This is a genomic window from Oceanobacillus senegalensis, from assembly GCF_900176885.1.
Classification (GTDB): domain Bacteria; phylum Bacillota; class Bacilli; order Bacillales; family Amphibacillaceae; genus Oceanobacillus; species Oceanobacillus senegalensis.
The window spans coordinates 453239-478134 of sequence record NZ_LT839648.1; the positions used below are offsets into that span (position 1 = coordinate 453239).

Sequence of the window (24896 nt, forward strand, 5' to 3'; positions counted from 1 at the left end):
TTTTCATCTTTCTGAAAATTATTATACAACCATATACCTATAAATGCAATAAACAATTTAAAAAATAATAAATTTTTTAAAAATAAAATATTGATTCAATATTTTAACGTTGGTATAATATATTGGAACAAATACTTGCTCCAATGTTTGTTGTTTCTTGTTTCACAGTAGAAGAATAAAGCGGAGCAACTTGGTGGAGTTTGTTAGAACGACTATACCGTTGTGGGAATACACGTTGAAATAATAGAAAGGTGGTACTCAACATGCTATATCAATATCTTCCTGTTGAACGAATTCATTATGGAGTGGATGTGGTACAACAAAACATACTGAGTGAAGTTCAAAAGGTTAATGGAAAGCAGATTTTAATCGTTACAACTAATAGTATTCTAAAAACGGAAGCTTATAACAATTTGTTGGATAACTTACATGCAAATCAACTTGAAACATTTGTAACACTTTCGAAACAACATGTGCCCGGAGAATTACTAATGAGGGATATCAAAGAAATTAGGGCATTTAATCCTGATTTAATTATTAGCTGTGGTGGCGGTAGTCCGATAGATGCAGGGAAGATTTTATCACTTGTACTAGCAGAGAATATTCTTTTTGAAGAGAACTTATATCCATATTCAGAGAATAAACGAGAGAAGAAAGTAACAATGAGGAATCACATCCCTAATTTTGCTATTCCAACTACATTGTCTGCATCAGAATTTACGAGTATAGCAGGTACTACAAACGGGGAAGACCATGTGAAATATAAATTCTCTCATCTAAATATGACACCAAAACAAGTATTCCTTGATCCGATTTTTACGATAGATACTCCAGATTGGCTTTGGATTTCCACAGGAATTCGCGCCGTTGACCATGCGGTAGAAACGCTATATTCTCCAATACCTAATCCAGTGAATACTGGACTTGCATTACAGGCATTAAAAAAATTGCATACGTATCTACCACTTTCCAAGAAATATCCTCAAAATCTAGAATATCGACTAGAATGTCAAGTAGGTGCATGGTTATCTCTATTTTCTGTCGTCAATATTAGGCTAGGGCTCTCTCATAGTATTGGCCATCAATTAGGGGCATTATATGATATCCCGCATGGAATGACTTCTGCGATTATGCTTCCAAAGGTTATGGAATTTCTATTACCCCGTACTTATCATGAACAAGCTCAAATACCTGAAGCGCTTGGTACAGCAAATCCGGATGAAACAATAGAAGAAAAAGCTAGAAAGGCGCCACGATTGATTGGGAATTTAATTAAGGACTTGGAAATTCCGCATCGACTAAGAGATTTTGAAGTACCGAAAGCATCGATTCCTACATTAATTGAAAATATCCTCATTGATATTCACGGAGAAAAAAATGCTTTTGTATTGCAAACAGAGAACTTAGATAAGGAAATTACCAATTTAGTCCATAAGGTTTGGTAACGATTAATGATTGAATGGTAATTAAGAGTAAAAATCTTAAGAAGTAGGAGGAACAGGAACAAGTTACATCTACATTTGCTAAAAGATAAACAAATAATGTCCATGTGTTCATTATTATTTAAATATTATAAAAATTAGGAAATATACTTTACATTCAAATTTTGTATGTGTATAATGACTTTAAGTTAAGAGAGTAACGATAAGTGCGAAGGATAAGTTAAATCTACGAAAGTTAATTCAAGATTGAAAGCGCTAACAGTTGTGCGGTTTAATAATCTAAGATGCTAAGAGAAGAAGGGGATTATGGAGGTGTTTCAAGGTGATTAAGATAAAAAATGTATTTTACCGTGTATCTAATATGAAAGAAACAAGTGAATTTTATCAGGAAGTCTTAGGGCTTCCATTACAGTTTGTGGATAGAGATCAGTGGGCACAATTTAAGGTGAATGGAGTAACCTTCGCACTAGGTGGACGTGAGGAAGTTCCTCATGACCTAGAAGCTGGAGCGGTTGTTACTTTTGAGGTAGAAAATTTAAATGAGGCAAGAAAGCAATTGGAACAACACGACGTACAGGTTAGTGATGTGCGTGATATGGGAGGGCATGGAAGCACCTGTTATTTCCTTGATCCTTCCAAGAATATTGTTCAGTTATATCAAAAGTAAAGGAAGGAGTCCATTTCATTTATAAATCTTAATTCAGAAAGGAGAACATAATCCAATGAGTGAGATAGGGAATGAAGTGATGGATGCTAGAGATTTTCGTGATATAGTTGGAAACTTCAGTACTGGGGTTACTGTCATTACAACGAAAAATGGGGAACAAAAATCAATCGGATTTACAGCGAATTCGTTTACTTCGTTATCATTAAATCCCAAGTTAGTTTTGTTCAGTATTGATAAAAAGTCTAGCACGTACAATGAATTTATGGAAACGAAACACTTTGCGATAAATATTTTGGCGAGTGATCAGGTTGACGTATCCAAACAATTCTCTAAACGTGGTGTTGATCGATTTGAAGGTGTGGCATTTTATGAGGATGCTTCTGGTAGTCCGATTTTACCTGATACGTTAGCATATTTAGATTGTAAAGTAACCGATCACTGCGCTGGCGGGGACCATACTATTGTAATCGGTGAGGTTTTATCTGGTAAGGCGGACCCTGAAAAAGAACCATTGATATTTTTTAAAGGTAAATATGTAAACCTATAATGTCAGCATACTAGATTAATAATATATCTTTATTTTAAAAAACATCAATAGAATTACTAACCATAAATAAATGATAGAACGGAGATAACAAATGGATTGGCAACGGTCTCCACCAATTAGTTAGTAATTTATTTCATATAAATTATATAAATTTAAAAAGAGAAAGGAAGATGTGGAAATGGAATTTGGTATGTTTTATGTTCTAGAATCAACTGATGGAGAATACAAGCGTATTTATGATGAGATGTTGGGGCAAATTGAGTTTTCGGAGGAATTAGGCTTTGATTCCGTATGGCTTGCAGAACACCATTCCACCTCTTACGGTTCCATGCCAAACCCAGCTGTTGCCATGGCTGCTATTGCCGAGCGTACAAAACGAATTAAAATAGGTTCCCTAATTTCTGTATTGCCATTAGGTAATCCAATTCGAATCGCTGAAGACTATGCTATGGCAGATATCATTAGTGGAGGTCGGTTACAATTTGGGGTTGGTCGTGGTTATCAGCCAACAGAATTTAAGCAATTAGGTGTTAGCATGGAAGACACAAGAGCTCGCTTTAAGGAAGAATTGGAGATTATTACAGGGCTTTGGACTCAAGACAACTTCTCTTATGATGGGAATTTCTATCAATTGGAAGATGTTACACTAATTCCAAAACCAATCCAATCTCCACCACCAATTTATGTTGCTTCCATCAGTCCACAAACCTTTGATCTAGTGGCGAATATGGGATTGAACTTAACAGCAACACCAACATTGTCTACATTAGACGAGTTAAAAGTTCAGTTGAAGGATGCTAGAGAAACTCTTATCCAAAAAGGAATGAAACCGGAGGATATTGATTTCCCTATTAACCTACAAATGCACGTTGCAGATAATGCAGAAGTGGCATTTGAAAGAACACAAGAATACTTTGACTGGTATTTCAATCGCGTTACTTCCCTTGTACCTGGTGGTGATGGAAAGAAAGCGGCTAAATCCTATGAAGCTTTTGAAGAAGTAGCCAAAGGTATGTCTAGTATCACTTTCGATCAATTACGTGCAGCGGGTACAATCCATGTGGATGGTCCACAAGCGTTAATTGAAGAAATTGAAGAAATGCAAGAAGCATTCGGACTAAAACAATTAAGCTGCTGGCACCGTATTGGTGGTATGTCAGATAAACTCGTTCGTGAATCTATGGAAAGAATGGCGACTGATGTCATTCCATATTTTAAGAAAAAAGAAGCAAAACAAAAAGCTAACAGCTAAATTTTACCATTATTTTTCTTAATATTACCTATATTCCGTTTTTTATTAAACGGGGTTATTAGGGGAAGGAGCGAAGTCGTTTGAGTTTAGAGGAAAAAAATAAGCAGATTATAAAAGAATTTATGGAGGTATTCTCCACAGGTGATATTGATAGGTTTCTAACCTATTTCTCAGACACAGCAACATGGTGGGTTGCTGGAAATATTGAGGGTGTTTCCGGGGAGAAGGATATGAAAGAATTCAAGGAAATGAATTCTGGTCTTGCTACTGCAACAAAGGAAGCTGCCATCCGCCTGACACCACTTGCATGGACTGCTGAAGGTAATCGAGTGGCTGTGGAAACGGAATCCTATGCGGAAATGACGAATGGCAAAGTCTACAATAATTTGTATCATTTCTTATTTGTTTTAGAAGATGGGAAAATTCAAAAAGTCAAGGAGTTCCTTGATACAGAACATGCAAGAGAAGTCTTCTTAGGAGAATAAAAACTTGTAGTGGATAGAGGCTAGGACGTTAAACGCAACAGACGAACAATACACTGGTTAGCAAAGTATATTTCAAGAATGTTTACTGTACCGATGATGTTCGGATATTGCTCCTTAGAGAAATACTTTTGTCCTTGCCTCTCTCCTACATAAAATCCTATATAAGTTTGAGGTGATCTGATGCAGTCTTTTCGGGAAATAAATGAAAATTTCTCATGGGAAAACGTAATGAAAAAATATGATTGGAACCCGGAAGAAAAATTCAATATGGCACATGAAGCTTGTGATCGCTTTGCAAATGACCCAAAACGTGTTGCTATCTATTATGAAGATGAGCATGGAAAAAAAGAGATATGGACATTTAAAAAGCTGAAGGAAAAGTCTGATCAAATGGCTAATTTATTAAGGTCTTATGGAGTCAAAAAAGGGGATAGAGTAGCTGGGCTATTAGGGAAGGACATGGAGCTATACTTAACCGTACTAGCAACATGGAAAATTGGAGCTATTTACGTACCACTATTTACTGCTTTTGGGCCTGAGGCACTTTCCCATCGGATGTCAGATTGTGATTGTAAGATATTGGTCACCAATAAGGAGCAGGCAGAAAAATTAGATGGTGTAGCTGTATCGGTACAAAACATTGTGATTGATGATGGATTTGCAGGAGGACTTAACTTCTGGGAGTTTCTTGATACATTTTCGAAGGACCATGTAACCGAACCAACGCAATTAACGGATCCCTCTACTATTCAATACACTTCTGGTTCAACAGGATTGCCTAAAGGAGCTACTTGGGGCCATAAAATTATGCTTAGTATTTACCCGTATCAAAAACATGCCATGGGTACAGAATCAAATGACCGCTTATATGGTGGTGCCGACCCGGGCTGGTCTTTTGGGCTTATTCAATGTACGTTTGCGCCACTCTCCATGGGTGCTTCTGTTTTAATCTATAAAGGGAAATTTGATGTTGAAAAGACGTATCAATTGCTTGAAAACTATAAAATTACTAGTTTTGCTTTCGCGCCAACAGCCTATCGAGCAATGATGGCTGCAGGGTCAGAGCTTGTCCAGAAGTATCGTTTGCAAGTGAAAAAATTCAGTAGTGCAGGTGAACCGTTAAATGCGGAAGTTGTCCGTTTCTTTAAACAGAACTTTGGTAAGGAGATTTATGACCATTACGGAGCAACAGAGCTAGGGATGATTATTAACAATTATAATAGTACAGACATGGAAGTGAAACCGGGTTCCATGGGATTTCCTTCACCAGGTTACAATGTAAAATTAGTGGATGAGGGTGGAAATCCAGTCAATCAAGGAGAGGCAGGGGAAATTGCCGTGGATCGAACTGCATTCCCATTCTTTTTCTTAGGATACTGGAATAATCCCGAAAAAACGGAAGAAAAGATGAAGAAAAATTGGATGGTATCTGGCGATGTTGCGGTAGAAGATGAGAACGGATATTTCTGGTTTCAGGGTAGAGCAGATGATGTAATCTCCAGTGCTGGCTATAGGATTGGGCCATTTGAAGTGGAAAGTAGCCTTATTGAGCATCCAGCCGTTCAAGAGGTAGCTGTCGTTGGGAAACCTGACCAAGTGAAAGGTGAAATTGTAAAAGCATTTGTGGTACTAAAAGAGGCGTATAAACATAAGGCATCCGAAGAGTTTGGGAATGAATTAAGTTTGTTTGTTAAAGAAAGATTGTCTAAGCATGAGTATCCTCGGGAAGTGGAATTTATCGAGGACCTACCGAAAACACAAAGTGGAAAAATTCAACGGTTTCGTTTAAGGGAAATGGCGAAGGAAATGAATTAATGAATCGTTTAAAGGGGGTGGTTTTCGTGAATGAGAGTAAAGAAATGACAGATGTTCGTGATGGAGAGGATTTTGACCGTAAAGCCGTAAAATCCTATATTTCAGATAATTATGGCCAACTCCCCTCTCCCCCTTTAGAAGTAAAGCAATTTTCAACTGGGGTTTCTAATTTAACGTACTTCATTCGTTCAGGGGGGTGGGAGGCTGTATTAAGGAGGCCTCCTAATGGACCTTTACCACCAAAAGCGCATGATATGAAAAGAGAATCGGAATTTTTGACGAAGCTTCATCCTTATTTTTCCTATGTTCCTGAACCGTATGTCATGTGTGAGGATACCTCTATTATAGGAGTTCCGTTTTATGTGATGGAGCGGAAGAAAGGGATTGTGTTGGATGAGGAATTTCCATTAAATATGGAGATTACGAATGAACAGATTCAAAAGCTTTCCCATCATGTTGTCGATCGCTTAGCTGAATTGCATACCATCGATTACGAGGAAGCTGGACTTTCTCATTTCGGTTACCCTGATGGTTTTGTTGAACGTCAGGTACATGGATGGATTAAGCGATATGATAAAGCGAAAACATACTCGATTCCTTATGTGGATAAGGTTTGCAAATGGCTTATCGATCATATCCCACAGACAACAATAAGCAGTGTAATCCATAATGATTATAAATTAAACAATATGTTGCTTACTGAGGACTTAACCAATATCAATGCCATTTTAGATTGGGAAATGGTGACAATAGGGGATCCATTATTCGATCTTGGTGGAGCGTTGGTTTATTGGGTACAAAAGGATGATCCAGATACGATTCAAGAGAGTCTACCATCTATCACCGCTAAAAGTGATGGATTTATTTCTCGGGAAGCATTTATTGAGCGTTATGCCAGTAAAACGAACAGTAATATTCAAGCGATAGATTTTTATGTTGCCTTAAATTATTTTAAATTGGGTGTTGCTGTTCAGCAAATCTATTATCGGTGGAAAATGGGGAAATCAAAGGATGAGCGATTTGCTACGTTTCACCAGCGAGCACATCATTTAATCCAACAGGCATACGAAATTATAGATAAAAAGCCTTTTTCCTTTTTAGATAAGTAATTGTTTACATCATTTTTGTGAACCAACGTACATTTTAAAAAATAAATTTATAGTAGTTTATTAACTAATAGGAATAAAATATTTATCCATTGTCAAATGGATGATAACGAAGTGGATAGTTAAGTTTGATTCATAAAATTTCTTACAAGAAAGGTAGCGACGATATAAATGGAATTCGGTATGTTTTATGTTTTATAATCCCTTGATGGAGATTATCACAGGACTCTGGACTGAAGACAATTTTTCCTATGATGGTAAATTTACCAATTAGAGGATGTTACTTTAATTCCAAAACCGATCCAGTCACCACCACCAATTTATGTAGCATCCATTAGTCCACAAACCTTTGATCTTGTGGCAAATATGGGATTGAACCTTGCTGCAACACCTACCCTATCAACGTTGGATGAATTAAAAGGCCAATTAAAAGAAGCTAGAGAAACATTAATTCAAAAAGGGATAAAACCAGAGGATATTGATTTCCCTATTAATCTACAAATGCATGTTGCAGATAATGCAGATGTAGCATTTGAAAAAACGGAAAAATATTTTGAATGGTATTTCAATATGGTTCCACAACTAGTACCAGGTGGAATGGTTCCAAAGACATCGAAGGATGGAAAACCAGAGAGAGTAGCCAAATCCTATGAGGCTTACGAAGAAGTAGTAAAAAATATGACTAGTATTTCTTATGATCAACTACGTCAGGCTGGTACGATTCATGTAGATGGACCACAAGCATTAATTGAAGAAATTGAGGATATGCAAGAAACTTTCGGACTTAAGCAGTTAAGCTGCTGGCATCGAATTGGAGGTATGTCAGATAAACTTGTTCGTGAATCTATGGAGAGAATGGCCAAAGATGTTATTCCGTATTTCAAGAAAAAAGAAGCTAAGCAAAAAGTTAAATAAGTTGATAGCCTAATAGAATAAGACAAATGAGGGGAGAAGGCTAACATGGTTAACCTTCTCCATTTTTATCGCTGGTTAAAGTGTAGTAAATTTAACAGGGGGGTACTCTAAAGAATATTCTACAGCCGATTTTTCTCCCAATTGTCCAACATCTAGGAGTAGACCCTCTACATTTTGGAATCATTGCAAGTATTAATTTAACCTTAGGGCAGATTACTCCACCAATGGGAATAAACTTATTTGTTGCATCTAAGATTTCGAATATACCTTTTGAGAGGACTTTTAGATATTTGTTTCCCATGCTTATTGCTTTAATCATCACTTTGTTAGTCATCACGTATATCCCTCAGCTATCTTTATTTTTACCGAATTTCCTTGATACCTAAATTCTCTTCAAATATTAAGGGATTATTAAAATTTGAATTGACGTAAAAATAATGAACAATTAGAATAAAGTAAAGGATGTCAAAATTTGTTAAAGGAAGTGAAAATTTTGTCGTTACGTGAAAAGAAAACAGCGAAGAAAAAACAAGAAATAGTAAAATCGGCAATAAGTGTGATAGCTGAAAAAGGCTATCATAATACAACGATGGAAGATATTGCGGCCAATCTTCTCATGACAAAAGGATCCGTGTATTATTATTTTAAGGATAAACAAGATTTGCTTTATCAAAGCTATAAGATGCTTTTGGAATCAAGTATTGAAACGGTTACAAAAATTCGGAATGAGGACTTATCGATTGAAGAGAAATTATCTAGGGTAATGATTAAACATATTGAATATTTAATTGATGAGAGATCTGGTTTCGAAATGGGCATAAAGCCAGAACAGTTTTTTGAAGGGGAGCAGTTAAAAACTATTTTAGAATTACGATCATCCTATTCCTTGGAATTTGATCACTTAATAGTGGATGGTATTGAATCTAATATTTTTGAACCGGTAGACGTTAAGATTGTTAGAAACATCATGTTAGGCGCTATGAACTGGGTTATTCAATGGTATTCAGAAGAAGGGGAAAAGAGTAAAGAAGAAATAGCAACCTCTATCACAAAATATCTCCTACGAATACTTACTAAAAATAAATAGGGATGAGTAAGAACTTCTTATCATTGGATTGAAAGAAGTCCTTATTGTATAGCTAGTTTAATTGCCTTGAAAATATTATTGTGAAATGATAACTTTTGTTACCCCTTTACAAAACTCGAAATAATGTTATCCTTAGAATAAATTGCATACTCAAAAACACTAGGGGAGCTACATACATGTGGCTGAGAAGAAGAGATTCTGACCCTTATTACCCGATCTGGATAATACTAGCGTGGGGAAGTGTGGTTTACTGTATGGTTATATATACAATGATATTACTTACATACATGAAAACTGCACTCCCCTCAGGAGTGCAGTTTTTTTATTTCTTATTTTAGGAGGAGAATTTTTATGAACAACTATTGTGGAACTAGTAGAATAGCAGGATGCCAATTTACGCTTTACCCGATGAGTGATCAATTTATCGAAATTATCTTATCGGCATTAGAAGAGGTGGATACTTCGAAAGTATGGAAGGATACCGATGATGTAACCACATGTATTCGTGGAAAAATGGTACATATTTTTGATGTGACGAAAGCCATTTTCCTACATGCAGCAAAAACAGGGGAGCATGTTGCAATGAGTGGGACCTTTTCAATTGGTTGTCCAGGTGATTCCGATGCAGATGTATACATGGATGAAACAGATACACCGTTAAATGAAGAAAAGTCCAGAGAAATCATGCAACAAGCTGGATGTAAATTCTCTTTATATCCATTGGGCAGGGAGGATTATATGGATGTCATCTATGAACAAATCGACCTATCACGTCATCGCAATGTCGAAGTAAGTTCTACCCATTATGCAACTCGGTTAGATGGAGATGTCCATCATATTTTTGGAGCTTTACATGAAGCATTTGATAGTGTTCAAGAAAAAGTATCACATGTGACGATGACATTTAGCATTTCAGCAAATAGTCCAACGAATAAAGAGTAAGGAGTAATCGTATGACAAAGCAATGGAAGTTGAAAGAGATAGTTCTCATGTCTATCTTAGGTGTCGTTTTCGGTATCATCTATTTAGCCTTTTTTCTTTTTGGGCAAGGACTACGTAATATTCTTGCACCATTCGGCCTCGGTCCTTTTGGTTATGAAGTGATATTTGGTATTTGGTTTATTGTATCTATCCTTGCCGCTTACATATTACGTAAGCCAGGTGTTGCTTTTACGGCAGAGGTTATTGCAGGGGTTGTTGAGGTCCTGCTTGGCACTGCAGCTGGTCCAGCACTAATTCTTGCTGCAGCTATCCAAGGATTGGGGGCAGAACTCATTTTTGCATTAACGAAATGGCGTGATTATCGGTTACGTATTTTAGTGTTATCAGGAATGTCAGCGGCAGTATTCAGTTTTGTTTGGAACCTATACTCATCTGGTAATATCGCCTTAGGTTTAGAGTTATTAGTTGGCATGCTCATTGTAAGATTAATCAGTGGTGCCCTACTCGCGGGTGTTGTTGGGAAATGGATTGGTGATCAACTTGCTCAGACAGGAGTTTTACGAGGCTATGCCTTAGGAAAGGAGCTGCAGAAAAAACGTGAGAAAGGAGCAGCTTAACAGAACATCCATATTAGAAGTTCATCATTTTTCTTTTGCCTATGAAACTCTAGAAAAACCTGTGCTTGATAATCTTACTTTTACCCTAAATAAAGATGAAGTAACTCTTCTAATGGGATCAAGCGGCTCTGGGAAAAGTAGCTTAGCTCTTTGTCTAAATAGTTTATATCCAGATGGTGTGGAAGGTTTTTCTGCCGGTGATATTTATTTTCAAGGAAAAAATATTTCAGATTTTCCAAAAGGAGTAATAAATCAGCATATCGGTATCGTTTTTCAGGATCCAGAAAGCCAATTTTGTATGATTACAGTAGAAGATGAGCTTGCCTTTGCATTAGAAAACAGGAAGATTCCTGCTTCAGAAATGCCCCATCGCATTTCTGAAGTACTACAAATCGTGGGGATGGAAGCGTATAAAGAAAGGAAAATTCACGAATTATCTGGTGGCCAAAAGCAAAAAATTGCATTGGCTGCGGTTCTCTTACTTGAACCAGAATTATTAATTTTGGATGAACCAACCGCCAATTTAGATCCAGCTTCAAGCATGGAATTTATCCATCTTATTTCAGAAATTCAAAAGGAACGAACCTTGTCCGTCCTTATTATCGAACATCAAGCTGATGATTGGATAGGAATCACTGACCGTATGATTGTCTTGGGAAAAAACGGTAAAATTCTGGCGGATGAGAAGCCGCATCGTCTATTCTCAGAAGGTAGACAACTGTTAGAACAAGAAGGCATTTTTCCACTTAAGGAATTTGTGGATACGTATCGTTTTCAGAGTGGTGGCTCTTCTACATCTTCTGAAGTGATACTATCTGTGAAAGAGGTATCGTTCCGTCGTAAACAACGCGTGATACTTAAAGAAATTAACATGGATATTCATAAAGGGGAATGTATTGCAATAATTGGTGAAAATGGTGCTGGAAAATCAACATTACTTCAGCTAATGTCTGGGCTATTGCAACCTACGAAAGGTAACATTGTTTTCTTAGATCAGGCATTAAAAAGATGGAAGGAAAATGAACTTCGGAAAAGAATGGGGTACGTTTTTCAAAATCCAGAACATCAATTTATTACGGATACGGTTTATGATGAACTTACATTTGGTATGAAATTAAATAGATATGAAGAAGAAAAAATGAATCAAACGGCTACTACATTAATGAACCAGTTTCATCTAGAAAACCACCGATTCAGTAATCCGTTTTCGTTAAGTGGTGGACAAAAAAGACGTTTAAGTGTAGCGACGATGCTAGATGAAACACCGGATATTTTATTTTTCGATGAGCCAACGTTTGGTCAAGACGCTACAACTACGAAAGAAATGATGGAAATGATACGGCAATTAAAAGAGAATGGAACAACCATTGTGTTCGTAACCCATGATATGGAAATCGTGGATTCAGTGGAACGTGTTTTCGTACTTTGTGATCAGAGGATTGCTTTCACAGGAAAACCGGAACAACTATGGGAAAGAGAGAGTCTTTTGCAACAAGCTAGGTTGCGTTTTCCATATCGTATCTTAAAAAACGCATGAGGCAGGTGCAGTACATGATATCATCCGTTAACCCATCTATCAAAGCGATTTCTATTTTAATTCCAGGAATTCTGCTAGGGTTCACCTTCGATGTGTTTACACCACTTGTTTACTTCATTTTTATACTTACTGTCACGTTTATGTTTACCGATATCCCTTTTGGTAAATGGCTAAAGCTTTTTAGTCCATTTGTATTGGTTGCTTTAGGATTTGCCTGGATGACGATACTTTACGCTAATCAAACCTTTTCATATGGGGAAGTTCTGTTTACAGTTTGGACGGTAGAGGTAACAACTGGCAGTTTACAAACAGGAATTAGTTTGGCATTGAGGTCCCTTTGCTTTGTCGCATTATCCTTGTTATTCGCTTTAACTACTGATTCGACAAAATTTATGCTTAGTTTAATGCAGCAATGCAAGTTGTCACCGAAGATCACGTATGGAATTCTTGCTGGATATCGTTTTATACCAGTATTTCAACATGAATTGCAAATTTTACGACAGGCTCATCGTATTCGGGGAATTAGTCGAAAACGTGGGATAAGAGGTCGTTTCAATCAAATCTTGAGGTATTCGATTCCTTTACTTGCTAATGGTATACGAAAAGCCGAACGCGTTGCAATTGCTATGGAATCAAAAGGGTTTACTGGAGAGAAAGACAGAACCTATTATCATCAAATGAAGGTTGGAAAAAAAGATTGGCTGTTTTTTGTTCTGATAGTTGGAACATTGTTTTTAGTATTTAGTTTATCTTATTATCTAGGTTATTTAAACTTATTCGGTAATCATATTTCATAAGGGGCTTCTATATATGTAGGTTTAGAGATAAATTCTCTAAGCCTTTTTTTATTTCCATTTAGGTTAGGGTGCAAAGCATACTTTTCCCTATTTCAATCAACTATTTCCTGTCATTTCACAAATTGTTCAAAAATTACAGACTATTTTGTGTAAATATAGTGTATACTAGTTATATAGAAAAGGTTGAAGTAGGTTAACTCTTGAAAAACAACCTAAATATTTTTCTTATTATATGTAAAGGGAGGCATTGCTAGTATGTCAAAAGTAATGTCATCATACGACGAATTAGTAGATAGATATAAAAATGAATTGTTGAATGATGAACAACTCATGGATCAGTTTGAAGAACGTTTTGAAGAGCGACTCGCTGCTAAGAGTAAGAAAAAGGATAAAGACCCACTAGAAAAATATATCAGTTAACACATCGAATAATCAATATATTAGTATTTTAATAACATTAAATAGAAAGTTCTTTTTGAAGAGGCTGGGACATAATTAAAGTGTTTAACTCAAAAGACGAACAATGAACTGCTACGTGAAGGATATTTGCGGAGTGGCTTTTCATACAAACCATGTTCGAGTTTTGCGTTTAAAAAACATTGTCCCACCCTCTTCATTTTTGTGTGTTGTCCCTGTTAAGTGGTGGGATAAAAAATCAAAATATAGTAAATTATCAAAAAATAAATTGATTTCAAAGTTTCATTTTGATATAGTTAAAATAAATAAAAGCATAGAATAATTTAATATTTGCTTTATTATTTCCTTTACTAACAAGAGAAAAAAGCTCCTTCATCATTAAAAAAGGTTGTCTACATAGATTAGTCATTAGGGCTTTTTAACTTTTATTTAAATATTTATTTAAAAATAAAATTAAAGTTTAATAAAAAAGTTAGAAGAAATAAAAGTAAATTTATCACGCGATTTATTATTTGAATATAAACCATAGGATAAAAAAGAAAGGATGATTAGGATGGCGGAATTACTAACAGTAACCATAAAGAACGGAGTTGCAACGGTCGTAATCGATAATCCACCAATGAACGTTTTAAGTACACAGGTGACAAAAGAGTTGGACGAGGTATTTCAAGAACTGAAAGAAGACCAGGAAGTTATTTCCACCATTTTAACTGGTGCTGGAGATCGTGCCTTTATGGCAGGTGCTGATATTAAGGAATTTCCAGATAGAGAAAAAAATAAAGAGAATCAGATAGATACACATGAGGTGTTTAACAGAATAGAAAACATTCCTAAACCAACGATTGCCTTATTGAATGGTTTCACACTCGGTGGCGGATTAGAATTATCCTTGCTTTGTGATATTCGTATTGCTGAGAATCATGCCAAGATTGGTTTTCCAGAGGTGAATCTTGGACTACTACCTGGAGCTGGCGGAACACAGCGACTACCACGAATTGTTGGTGCCTCGAAGGCAAAGGAAATGATGTTTACAGGGGATCCATTATCTGCAGAAGAAGCTCGTAGCCTTGGAATTGTCTCTCAGGTTGTACCTAAAGGGGAAGGTAAAGTGGTGGCAGAACAACTTGCTCAAAAGTTAGCCAACCAATCCTTACAATCATTAAGTCGCATTAAACACTTAGTAAACGTTGGAAGTGAACTCCCTATAGAAGAAGGTTTACAGCTGGAAAAACAATTATTCGATGATCTGTTTGTAACGAAAGACGCCAAAGAAGGAGTACGTGCATTCATTGAAAAACGTAAGCCGGTCTTTACTCATAAGTAATGAGAGGTATTCTAATTAAATTGGAAGGAGGATGGGTGCCATGCAAAAGCAACAAAACAATACAATTGATTGGCAAAAGATTGAAGCATATCTTCGTAGCCAAATTCCTGGTTTATCTGAAGAAGAAATGATTGTTAAAAAGTTTACGGAAGGCTATTCCAATCTAACTTATATGGTTCAAATTGGGGATTGGGAAGGGGTTTTACGGCGGCCTCCATTTGGTTACATCCCCCCTAAAGCTCATGATATGGAAAGAGAGTATCGAATTATTGAAAAAGTACATCCAGTCTATCCATTAGCTCCAAAGCCATATATCTACTGTGAAGACCCAACTATTATGGATAAGCATTTTTATGTTATGGAGAAGAAAAATGGCGTTGTAATCGATGCAGAAATTCCCGAAGAGTTTAAGGGGATACACGATGTGGGAAGTCATATATCGGAAGCAGTCATCAAAGCTTTAGTGGAATTGCAAAATATCGATATCAAAAAATCTAACTTAAGTAATCTTGGGAAACCAGAAGGATATGTGGAAAGACAGGTATACGGATGGAGGAAACGTATCGAAAAGTCGAAAACGGATGACTTGAGAGATATAAGGGAATTAGAAAGATGGCTTATTGATCATATCCCATCTAATAAGGAAGTATCGATAGTTCATAATGATTTTAAATTAAATAATATGATGTTTAAGGCTGATGACCCTCGTAAGGTAATCGGTGTATTTGATTGGGAATTATCAACAATTGGCGATCCATTGACAGATCTCGGTGCATCTCTCGTATATTGGGTGCAAGAAGGTGACCCTGATATCGGACTCACTTCGGTAACAGATACAGCTGAACATACCTTTTATAGTCGCAGAGAATTTCTAGAAAGGTATACACAGGTTTCGGGACGAGATGTTTCTGATATGAACTTTTATTTAACACTTGGATTCTATAAATTAGCTGGTATCCTACAGCAATTATATTATAGATGGAAAATAGGAGAAGTAACAGATAATCGTTTTTCCACCTTAAACCAAGGAATCGCTAATCTACTAGAAATGGCAGAAGAAGCTAGAAATAATAGACTACTATAAAAACTTATCAAGGAAACGTAGTCAAAGATATAGAGGCATGTACAGGTGCTGCTTATTTACAGGTAGTGCCTACTCAAACTTTAGAAGACGGAGTGAAAGAGAATGGATGACCATAAAATAGACATTTATGTGCGACTTAGTGAAACAGATGCTATGGGACATATCAATAATGTTAGTTATTTTCATTACTTTGAAGAAGCACGTACAAAATTTCTTGAGGATGTTTTAGGGAAAAGGGATGCAGTAAATGGCTTTATATTAGCCTCCACAGGCTGTGACTATATTTCGCAGGCATATGCTTTTGAAGTATTAGAAATACAGACCCATGTTGTGAAAATTGGGACAAAAAGTGTTACATTAGGTCATACCCTAATAAATCCAAAAACAGACGAGGTTATTTCGAAGGCTACTGCTGTTATAGTTTGCTTTAATTATGAAGATCAAAGAACGACTACCATTCCAAATGATGTGAGGGGAAAATTAGCGGAAAAGAGTTTATCGCAGGTTAATGGTCGGTAATACCCCCCACCACAAATATGGAGGGAAAACGAGTCATTTTAGGTGGGGGATCAAAGAATTCTTCACTTATTGAGGATTAACTATATAGTTAGGTCTAATAGTTAGGTCTAACGAAAATTCGAGGTGCTAGGTATGAGGAAATTACATGTGATATTAAAAAAAGAAGATATGGACGAGAGCAAACAACTAGAAAATAAAATCGTTGTCGTGTTTGATATTTTACTTGCCACGACAACAATCACAACAGCACTTAAACATGGGGCAAGTGAAGTGATTCCTGTCTTAAACCAAAAAGAGGCTCTAGAAGTAGTGAAGGATAAACTAACTGGAAGCTACGAGTTAGTTGGAGAAGCTCAAGGGGCAACCATTGATGGTTTTCTTTCACCGGATCCATTAGGTTTAAAGGAAAAGGTATCCAATAAGACAGTGGTCTTATCTACAACAAATGGAACCGTTGCTCTTAAGAAGTCTTTAGCAGCAAAAACAATCTATGCTGCTTCTTTGTTAAATAGTTCAGCAGTAGCGAAGAAATTATTAAATAACTATCAGGATGAAACGATTTTATTAGTTTGTTCCGGGTCATCCGGAGAGTTTTGTGTGGAGGATTTCTATGGAGCGGGTTACTTCATCCATTGTTTAATGGAGCATTCTATTGGTGGTCAATGGGATTTAACAGACTCTGCACAGGCTGCACTTCATTTTGTAAAAGGAATTGGAAACCATGCTCATGAAATATTTAGGGATTCCCGCGTCGGTGGAATGTTATCTAAGCAGGGGATGGACGAGGCAATTGAACTTGCGGCCCAAAAGGATATCTACCAAATTGTTCCTTATATTGCGGATAGGGCATCTCTTTGTATCGATGAAAAATAGAAAATAAAAGGTTGTTCAATCAAGAAAGGATGGGATGAAGATTTTATTTAACGAATACGGAATAAAAACAATTACAATTGATCTTCCTTTTCGATTAAATCATGTGAATTGCTTTTTAGCGGAAGGGGAAAGTGGCTGGAAGGTGATTGATACAGGCTTACATAACCATGAAACAATAAGAAGATGGGAAAAGGAATTAGAAGGTAAGGAAATTACGGATATTCTATTAACCCACTATCATCCAGATCATTTTGGGTATGCCGGTGCATTGCAAGAAAAGACAGGAGCTCGTGTTTTTATGACTGAAGTCGATGCAGAAAATGGTCTAAATTCCTGGGAAAAAGAATTTTTAAATAACCTCTCAGAAAATTACCTTTTAGCGGGAATCCCCGATAACATATCCATAAAAATGAAAAAGAATACAGAGGAATTTGTGGAACGAGTAACTCCATATCCGCAAATTGATCATTACTTCCAAGAAGGGGAAAGGATTCAGATTGGAAAGCATGAATATGAAGTTATCTTTACTCCCGGACATTCGGATGGTCTCATTACTTTTTATAATAAAGATAAAAACATGTTGCTTTCAACAGACCATATTCTACCGAAGATAACACCAAATATTTCCTACTGGTTCCATGGAGACCCAAATCCATTACAAACATACCTTACATCATTAGAGAAAATCAAAAAGAGAAATATAGATTTTGTCGTTCCATCCCATGGGAAGCCATTTCATGATGCGAATAAAAGAATTGAAGAAATAAGAGCCCATCATGATGAAAGGTTAGGCAAAACGCTAGAATTAGCAAAAAAAGGTGGAACGGTATTTGAAATATCAGAAGGACTGTTTAATAAAAAGCTTACCGTTCATGAAACACGCTTTGCAATTGGGGAAACAATGGCACATTTAGAGTATTTAAGATATAAAAATGAGTGCCGTCGTGAGTTAAGAAAAGGAAGCTATTGGTATTATACGGATTGATAGAAGATGAGTGAAAAAAGAAAGGAGTATTACATGTATAAAACAAGTATTGAACCAAGAGTTTCGGAAACGGATGGGGTTGGTCATATTAATAATACGGTGATTCCTGTATGGCTGGAGGCAGCAAGAAATCCTATTTTTAAGTTGTTTACCCCAGATGATGATTTTCAAAAGTGGAAAATGATTATTATCCATATGAATATCGATTATCTTAGTCAAATTTATTATGGCAAGGATGTGGAGATTAACACTTGGGTAAATAAAATTGGAAATTCTAGTTTAGAGCTTTATGAAGAAGTTTATCAGGATGATATGCTTTGTGCAAAAAATACCGTTGTATATGTGAATTACAATTTGAATCAACAGGTTTCTGAACCTATACCAGAAAATATTAGAAGAGAATTAAATAAACATTTATTGTTAGCAGATGACGCTGGCTAAAAATTATCAAATTCATATTTCAATGGAGGCGGACGAAGTGTCTCAAATGAATCCTTGTAAGAAAGTGTTGGTAGTTGGTTGTGGATTAATGGGAGCAGGAATTACCCAGGTAATTGCACAAGCTGGATTAAATGTAATTGCCTCTGATCGAACAGAAGCAGATATAGAACGTGGAAAAAGTCAAATTTTAAAAGGAATATCTAAAAAGTCGAATGAAGAACAGCAACGTATCTTAAGTCATATTACGTTTACAACAAATATGGAAGATGGCAAAGACTCTGATTTAGTCGTTGAGGCGGTGCCGGAAAAGTTAGAAATCAAGCAACAAGTTTTCAAGCAACTAGATCGCTTTATGAAGCCAGAAGCCATACTAGCAAGTAATACATCTTCCTTATCTATTGCTGCAATTAGTTCGGTGACAAATAGACCTGAGAAAGTAGTAGGACTTCATTTCTTTAGTCCTGTACCAATTATGAAGTTATTAGAAATCGTTCAAGGTATCAATACTGGAGAGCAAACATTAGAATTCGCGCAAAGCTTTGCGGAACAAATTAATAAGAAAACTATTGTCGCAAACGATTACCCTGGGTTTACTGTAAATCGAGTTCTCGTTCCTATGCTAAATGAAGCGGCTTATCTCGTAATGGAAGGAAATGATCCGGAAGAGGTTGATAATGGAATGATGTTAGGTGCTAACCATCCGATTGGACCATTAAAACTTTCCGACATGATAGGGATTGATGTCCTTCTTCATACACTTGAGAGTCTTTATGAAGGATTTAATGACTCTAAATATCGGCCATGTCCATTGCTAAAACGAATGGTGGATGCAGGGCATTATGGTAAGAAGACTGGTCAAGGATTTTATAGCTATCAAAAAGAAAAAGTCTTACAGGTATAACAATTATTATTAGGCAAGTGGGTGAAGAGTGAAAGATGCATGTCTATGATTTGTTTAAGTTGGATGGAAAAACGGCTATTGTTACTGGTGGTGGTCGAGGTCTTGGGGCGCAAATTGCCAAAAGTTTTGCAAAGGCAGGAGCGAATGTAGTAGTTTGTTCCCGGAAGGTAGATGCCTGTCTGAAAATGAGTGAAGAAATCAAAAGTCTTGGTGTAGACTCTTTGGCATTTGAATGCAATGTAACAAGTTCAGATGATGTGAAAGAGGTCGTGCATGAAACATATAACCACTTTGGACAAATTGATATTCTCGTTAATAATAGTGGTGCATCTTGGGGAGCATCGGCACTTGAGATGCCATTAGAAGCGTGGAATAAAGTAATGAATGTAAATGTAACAGGCACATTTTTAATGAGTCAAGAGGTTGGAAAAATTATGGTGAAACAGAATAAAGGAAAAATTATTAATATCGCATCTGTAGCAGGTCTTAAAGGTACTGATCCTAGTTATCTAGATGCACTTGGCTACAACACTAGTAAAGGTGCCGTTGTAAATTTCACGAGAGACCTTGCAGCTAAATGGGGCCAGTATAATATTAATGTAAATGCCATTGCACCAGGTTTCTTTCCAACCAAAATGTCCAAAGGGGTTCTTGAACAAGCTGAAGGAAAAATCTTGGAATTAACCCCATTAAACCGGCTGGGTAATGATTCAGACATACAAGGTGTAGCATTATTCCTCGCTTCCAACGCTTCAAATTATGTAACGGGTGATATTATTTCAGTTGATGGCGGAATGAGTGCGGTTTAGACATTATCAATATGTATACAACTTCTACGAGAAAGAGATATGATTTCCATTATATTTTGAGGGTCATATCTTTTTCTTTAGGCTATTTTTAATTGAAGTTCATAGAGAAGGTTAAGGGAATATAATAAAAAAATCATAATTAAAAAAAGTGATTATTTGCAAACTAGTCTAAAATAACAAAAAATATTGACATTTAGTGAATCTGTAATTTACAATTAATGTAAACGATTTCAATTTAGTCAGTAGATTTAATATTTTTTCATTTATGGAATAAAACGGAAGAGATTCATGCCCCCTAACATCGGTTAAAGTACTTGATCTAACTCGTCTTTTTCAGGGGCCATTTTGTACGATGTTACTTGCGGATTTCGGTGCTGAGGTAATAAAGATAGAAGGCCCTAAAATAGGAGATTATTTACGAGATTTCGAACCTAAGGTAGATAAAAATAGTTTTTTTTCATTTGAAATATGAAATTCAAGCAATCATTCAGAAAAAATGCTAAAAGAGTGGATGGATATTTTTTCAGAGGTTGAAGTATGTGTGACGCCTGTTCTTACATATGAAGAGATGGTCAATCATCCACGTGTTTTAGCGAGGGATATGATTCAAAATGTACTCCATTCTTAAATGGATGAGATGAAACAAATAGGTATTCCCGTCAAATTATCTGATACACCAGGGGAAACTCCGTACGAATGCACCAGAGATCGGAGAACATATGGGAGGGCTATTGGAAGAGGGAAATCATAAGGGATAAGTGATAAGGAGGAAGGCAATGTCAACTGTAAATACGAGTTTTCAGGATGGTGTGTTTGAAATTACGCTGAACCGTCCTGAAAAAATAAATGCATTAAACAAAGATTTGGCTGTGGACTTAGCAAAGGCAGTAGTAGAAGTAAAGGAAAATCCAGATGTTCGGGCTGTATTAGTTTATGGAAATGGAAAGGGATTTTGTGCTGGTGGCGATTTGAAGGACTTTGGGATTGATATTGAAAACCCGGTTGAAATAAGAGAATTCCTCCATAAGGGGCAAGAAGCTGTTCTTGGACTCTATCACATGGAAAAGCCGGTTATTGCAGCGGTTCATGGTCCCGCGGTTGGTGCAGGCTGTAATCTAGCATTTGCTTGCGACATCATCGTAGCAGAAGAAAATGCCGTTTTTTCCGAAATATTTTCTCAGGTAGGTGCAATTCCAGATTTTGGTGGCTTGTATTTTCTTCCACAAAAGGTTGGCATGCATGTAGCAAGTGAGCTTGTTTTTACAGGGAAAAAGTTAAAAGCAAATGAAGCGAAGGAATACGGTTTAATTAACCAGGTAACAGCTGATGGGCAAGGTCTTGAGGTAGCGAGAGAACTTGCATTATCTTTAGCTGAGGGACCAACCAAAACATTGGGAATGGCAAAACGAATCATGCATCAAGCACCACATATGTCATTAGAGGATTTACTGCAATTAGAAGCATATGGACAATCGGTTACCTTCCAATCAAGGGATTTCAAAGAAGGTAGATCCGCGTTTATGGAAAAAAGAAAACCAAACTTTTTAGGGTATTAAGGGAGTTTTATCGATGAATCTATCAACAACGGAATCGTTAAAAGAATTGGTTCATTTACCAGTTATCGTATCACCAATGTTTCTTGTGTCAAACACTGAAATGGTTATCCATGCCTGTAAAGCAGGAGTCATTGGTTCATTCCCTGCATTAAATGCACGAACAGAGAAGATATTGGCTGAATGGATGAAACAAATAAAAGATGAACTGGAAAGGTATAAGAAGGAAAATCCGAATAAAAAGGTTGCACCCTGGGCGGTGAACTTTATCGCTCATCGGACCAATAAGCGTTACCATGAAGACTTACAGCTCATTAAGAAGTATCAGCCACCAATTGTTATTACATCCTTAGGGGACCCAAGTCCAGTTGCTCAGGTAGTACATGAGTATGGTGGGATAGTATTAACAGATGTTATCAATATAACGTTTGCCAAAAAAGCCATTGAAAAAGGCGCAGATGGATTAATTCTTATATCTGCAGGTGCTGGTGGACATGGTGGCACATATAATCCTATCTCATTCGTTCATGAAGTCAGAACTTTCTGGGATGGCCCTATTGTTTTAGGTGGCGGATTGTCACAAGGGGAAGATATTTTAGCTGCAGAAGTTATTGGTGCTGATTTCGTTTATATGGGTTCGCGTTTTATTCCTGCCGAAGAAAGTGCTGCATCAGATGCTTATAAAAAAATGGTCGTAGATTGTGGGATAGAGGATATCATCTATTCTGATGTATTTAGTGGAATTCATGCCAATTATTTAATCCCAAGTATCGTGAATGCTGGAATCGATCCGAAACAATTGGAAAATATGAAAAAGGAAGATTTATCCAAGGTGGGAAACGCGGATGCACGGGCTTGGAAGGATATTTTGGGAGCAGGTCAAGGAATTGGAGCCATTCAGAATCAGCAGTCTATTGCTGAAATTGTAGAGGAATTAGAGAAAGATTATCTTCAAGCAAGGAAAAAAATAACTGAAGGCCAGCAATTTGCTATGAAAAAGTAAATATAAGGAGGAGACGAAGTCTATGAATACCCCATTAACACCACTTGATTGGAAACGAAGAGCCATAAAATATTATCCTGATAAAATTGCCGTGATTGATGATGATAAGGAATTTACGTATAAAGAGTTTGGTGAAAGAACGGACAGACTGGCTGTTGCACTTCATAATAAAGGGATTAAAGAAGGTGATCATGTTGCTGTCATGCTTCCAAATACACATTATATGCTAGAAGCTTTCTATGGAATCTGTCAGCTTGGGGCAGTAATGGTACCTTTAAACTACCGTATTTCTGCATCAGACATGGAATATATCATCAATCACAGTGATGCAAAATTGCTTATTGTAGACGAGGAATTTGCAACACCGATTGAAGAAATAGTTGGCAATTTAAATTTAGAGGAAATTATTCTTGTTCCGGTAGAAGGCCAACATTCATCATTAAAAAGCATTGACTATGAATCATTTCTAAGACATGCACCAGATATAGAACCCCCAGAGGTTGAAATTGATGAGAATCAATTACTAACATTAAACTACACCAGTGGTACTACCTCTAAGCCAAAGGGCGTTATGCAAACCCACCGCGGAAATTACATGAATGCAGCAAACTTTATAAATCATATGGATGTGAAATTTGATGATGTGTACCTGCATACCCTACCAATGTTCCATGCCAATGGTTGGGGTGGTGTTTGGGCAATTACCGCTGCAGGTGGAACACATGTCTGTTTACGAAAGGTAGACCCGCCAGTAATTCTTGATCTATTTGAAAAGAGAGGGATTAGTTTATTATGTGGGGCACCCACCGTTATTAATATGCTTGTCAACCATCCTAAAGCAAAGGAAGCAACTATTACAACGAATCCACGTATGGGGACAGCTGGATCTCCTCCAGCAGCTGCACTCATTCAAAAAGCCCAAGAACTCTTAGGACTTGAGATGATTCATGTGTATGGATTGACAGAAACGGCTCCATTTATTTTATATTGTGAATGGAAGAAAGAATTTGATTCAAAGTCTGCCGATGACCAAGCAACCATTAAAGCTAGACAGGGTATTGAACTTGCCTTCAATGGGGAGACCAAGGTTATTGGACCAGACGGGGAAGAAGTTGAATGGAATGGTGAAGAATTAGGCGAAATCGTTACCCGAGGAAATGTTGTTATGAAAGGATATTACAAGGATCCAGAAAAAACAGCAGAAGCCATTAAGGATGGCTGGTTTCATACTGGTGACCTTGCCGTGACACATCCAGATGGTTATATTGAAATTCGTGACCGTGCTAAGGATTTAATTATTTCTGGTGGTGAAAATATTTCTTCTACAGAGGTCGAAGGTGTGCTCTATAGACATCCGGAGATCCTTGAGGTTGCCGTTATTGCTATTCCAGATGAAAAATGGGGAGAGGTACCGAAGGCGATTATCGTATTACGGGAAAATGCGAAAACAACAGAACAAGATATAATTAATTACTGCCGAGATAACATGGCCCACTTTAAAGCACCTAAGGCTGTCGAATTTGTCGAAAGTCTACCAAAAACAGCAACAGGAAAACTGCAGAAATTCCGCTTAAGGGAAATGCACTGGGGTGGGCCTAAAAAAGTTAATTAATTTAGCTGTTTTCTACATCAAAGAATAGTAATTATCCATGGAATAATCTATGAAAAGTAGCCCCAACTATTCATAAAAAAGTTGAGGCTATTTTTCATCCTATTGATTCTTCTCTTTTGTCGTAATTCCACTTATACCCTAGCTTAACCTCTATAACCTTCATAAT

28 protein-coding genes, 1 pseudogene and 1 riboswitch are annotated in these 24896 nt (G+C 36.8%); all 29 genes and pseudogenes read left to right on the forward strand.

Features of this window, described 5'->3' with window-relative positions; genetic code table 11:
- Positions 1-263: 263 nt before the first annotated feature.
- The 29 genes and pseudogenes from CAO17_RS02070 (at position 264) to CAO17_RS02195 (ending at position 24730) form a co-directional block, all read left to right on the forward strand.
- Entirely contained in the window at positions 264-1445 is a 1182-nt protein-coding gene (locus tag CAO17_RS02070; protein WP_085991180.1) for an iron-containing alcohol dehydrogenase, read from the forward strand.
- Between the two features lie 319 nt (positions 1446-1764).
- Entirely contained in the window at positions 1765-2109 is a 345-nt protein-coding gene (locus tag CAO17_RS02075; protein ID WP_085991181.1) for a VOC family protein, read from the forward strand.
- Between the two features lie 55 nt (positions 2110-2164).
- On the forward strand, positions 2165-2656 hold the full coding sequence (locus tag CAO17_RS02080; RefSeq protein WP_085991182.1) for a flavin reductase family protein: 492 nt from the start codon (positions 2165-2167) through the stop codon (positions 2654-2656).
- A gap of 178 nt (positions 2657-2834) precedes the next feature.
- Positions 2835-3908, forward strand: a complete 1074-nt coding sequence (locus tag CAO17_RS02085; RefSeq protein WP_085991183.1) for an LLM class flavin-dependent oxidoreductase — start codon at positions 2835-2837, stop codon at positions 3906-3908.
- An 80-nt stretch (positions 3909-3988) separates the two neighbouring features.
- On the forward strand, positions 3989-4393 hold the full coding sequence (locus CAO17_RS02090) for a nuclear transport factor 2 family protein (protein ID WP_218775519.1): 405 nt from the start codon (positions 3989-3991) through the stop codon (positions 4391-4393).
- Positions 4394-4621: 228 nt separating this feature from the next.
- Positions 4622-6208: an acetate--CoA ligase gene (locus CAO17_RS02095; protein ID WP_245831741.1), complete on the forward strand. Its 1587-nt coding sequence runs from the start codon at positions 4622-4624 to the stop codon at positions 6206-6208.
- A gap of 26 nt (positions 6209-6234) precedes the next feature.
- The gene (locus CAO17_RS02100) at positions 6235-7317 is read left to right on the forward strand and encodes a phosphotransferase family protein (RefSeq protein WP_245831742.1); all 1083 of its coding nucleotides are present in this window, start codon (positions 6235-6237) and stop codon (positions 7315-7317) included.
- Between the two features lie 258 nt (positions 7318-7575).
- Positions 7576-8229, forward strand: a complete 654-nt coding sequence (locus tag CAO17_RS02105; RefSeq protein ID WP_085991186.1) for an LLM class flavin-dependent oxidoreductase — start codon at positions 7576-7578, stop codon at positions 8227-8229.
- Between the two features lie 140 nt (positions 8230-8369).
- Positions 8370-8615: a TRAP transporter large permease subunit gene (locus CAO17_RS02110; protein WP_245831897.1), complete on the forward strand. Its 246-nt coding sequence runs from the start codon at positions 8370-8372 to the stop codon at positions 8613-8615.
- Positions 8616-8701: 86 nt separating this feature from the next.
- Entirely contained in the window at positions 8702-9316 is a 615-nt protein-coding gene (locus tag CAO17_RS02115) for a TetR/AcrR family transcriptional regulator (RefSeq protein ID WP_245831743.1), read from the forward strand.
- A gap of 151 nt (positions 9317-9467) precedes the next feature.
- Positions 9468-9572: riboswitch (TPP riboswitch) on the forward strand.
- 95 nt (positions 9573-9667) lie between these two features.
- Positions 9668-10258 carry a YkoF family thiamine/hydroxymethylpyrimidine-binding protein gene (locus tag CAO17_RS02120; RefSeq protein WP_085991188.1) on the forward strand — a complete coding sequence of 197 codons (591 nt, stop codon included), beginning with the start codon at positions 9668-9670 and terminating at the stop codon, positions 10256-10258.
- 11 nt (positions 10259-10269) lie between these two features.
- Positions 10270-10875 carry an ECF transporter S component gene (locus tag CAO17_RS02125; RefSeq protein WP_085991189.1) on the forward strand — a complete coding sequence of 202 codons (606 nt, stop codon included), beginning with the start codon at positions 10270-10272 and terminating at the stop codon, positions 10873-10875.
- Positions 10856-12412, forward strand: a complete 1557-nt coding sequence (locus CAO17_RS02130) for an ABC transporter ATP-binding protein (protein ID WP_085991190.1) — start codon at positions 10856-10858, stop codon at positions 12410-12412. Before CAO17_RS02125 ends, CAO17_RS02130 begins: the two co-directional genes overlap by 20 nt.
- Before the next feature lie 14 nt (positions 12413-12426).
- Entirely contained in the window at positions 12427-13209 is a 783-nt protein-coding gene (locus tag CAO17_RS02135) for an energy-coupling factor transporter transmembrane component T family protein (RefSeq protein WP_085991191.1), read from the forward strand.
- 255 nt (positions 13210-13464) lie between these two features.
- Positions 13465-13629 carry an FbpB family small basic protein gene (locus tag CAO17_RS20665; protein WP_143833704.1) on the forward strand — a complete coding sequence of 55 codons (165 nt, stop codon included), beginning with the start codon at positions 13465-13467 and terminating at the stop codon, positions 13627-13629.
- 544 nt (positions 13630-14173) lie between these two features.
- Positions 14174-14950, forward strand: coding sequence for an enoyl-CoA hydratase (locus CAO17_RS02140; protein WP_425435902.1), 777 nt, complete (start codon positions 14174-14176; stop codon positions 14948-14950).
- Positions 14951-14990: 40 nt separating this feature from the next.
- Entirely contained in the window at positions 14991-16034 is a 1044-nt protein-coding gene (locus CAO17_RS02145) for a phosphotransferase family protein (RefSeq protein ID WP_085991193.1), read from the forward strand.
- Between the two features lie 102 nt (positions 16035-16136).
- Positions 16137-16553 (forward strand): acyl-CoA thioesterase, encoded by a 417-nt coding sequence (locus CAO17_RS02150; RefSeq protein WP_085991194.1) that lies wholly within the window; start codon positions 16137-16139, stop codon positions 16551-16553.
- A gap of 132 nt (positions 16554-16685) precedes the next feature.
- Positions 16686-17426: a 2-phosphosulfolactate phosphatase gene (locus tag CAO17_RS02155; protein WP_085991195.1), complete on the forward strand. Its 741-nt coding sequence runs from the start codon at positions 16686-16688 to the stop codon at positions 17424-17426.
- 34 nt (positions 17427-17460) lie between these two features.
- Positions 17461-18411: an MBL fold metallo-hydrolase gene (locus CAO17_RS02160; protein WP_085991196.1), complete on the forward strand. Its 951-nt coding sequence runs from the start codon at positions 17461-17463 to the stop codon at positions 18409-18411.
- 33 nt (positions 18412-18444) lie between these two features.
- Positions 18445-18852 (forward strand): acyl-CoA thioesterase, encoded by a 408-nt coding sequence (locus CAO17_RS02165; protein ID WP_085991197.1) that lies wholly within the window; start codon positions 18445-18447, stop codon positions 18850-18852.
- Between the two features lie 46 nt (positions 18853-18898).
- On the forward strand, positions 18899-19753 hold the full coding sequence (locus tag CAO17_RS02170; RefSeq protein ID WP_085994378.1) for a 3-hydroxyacyl-CoA dehydrogenase family protein: 855 nt from the start codon (positions 18899-18901) through the stop codon (positions 19751-19753).
- A 35-nt stretch (positions 19754-19788) separates the two neighbouring features.
- On the forward strand, positions 19789-20562 hold the full coding sequence (locus CAO17_RS02175; RefSeq protein ID WP_085991198.1) for an SDR family oxidoreductase: 774 nt from the start codon (positions 19789-19791) through the stop codon (positions 20560-20562).
- A gap of 307 nt (positions 20563-20869) precedes the next feature.
- Positions 20870-21034 (forward strand): annotated as a pseudogene (locus CAO17_RS02180) (CoA transferase); the annotation flags it as partial.
- 24 nt (positions 21035-21058) lie between these two features.
- Positions 21059-21190 (forward strand): CoA transferase, encoded by a 132-nt coding sequence (locus CAO17_RS20670; protein WP_143833705.1) that lies wholly within the window; start codon positions 21059-21061, stop codon positions 21188-21190.
- A complete protein-coding gene (locus tag CAO17_RS21830) occupies positions 21191-21313 on the forward strand; it encodes a hypothetical protein (RefSeq protein WP_281252905.1) in 123 nt (40 codons plus the stop codon). It abuts the gene before it with no gap.
- A gap of 25 nt (positions 21314-21338) precedes the next feature.
- On the forward strand, positions 21339-22118 hold the full coding sequence (locus tag CAO17_RS02185) for an enoyl-CoA hydratase/isomerase family protein (protein ID WP_085991199.1): 780 nt from the start codon (positions 21339-21341) through the stop codon (positions 22116-22118).
- Between the two features lie 13 nt (positions 22119-22131).
- Positions 22132-23118, forward strand: a complete 987-nt coding sequence (locus tag CAO17_RS02190; protein WP_085991200.1) for an NAD(P)H-dependent flavin oxidoreductase — start codon at positions 22132-22134, stop codon at positions 23116-23118.
- Positions 23119-23140: 22 nt separating this feature from the next.
- Positions 23141-24730, forward strand: a complete 1590-nt coding sequence (locus CAO17_RS02195) for a long-chain-fatty-acid--CoA ligase (RefSeq protein ID WP_085991201.1) — start codon at positions 23141-23143, stop codon at positions 24728-24730.
- The last annotated feature ends 166 nt before the right edge of the window (positions 24731-24896 follow it).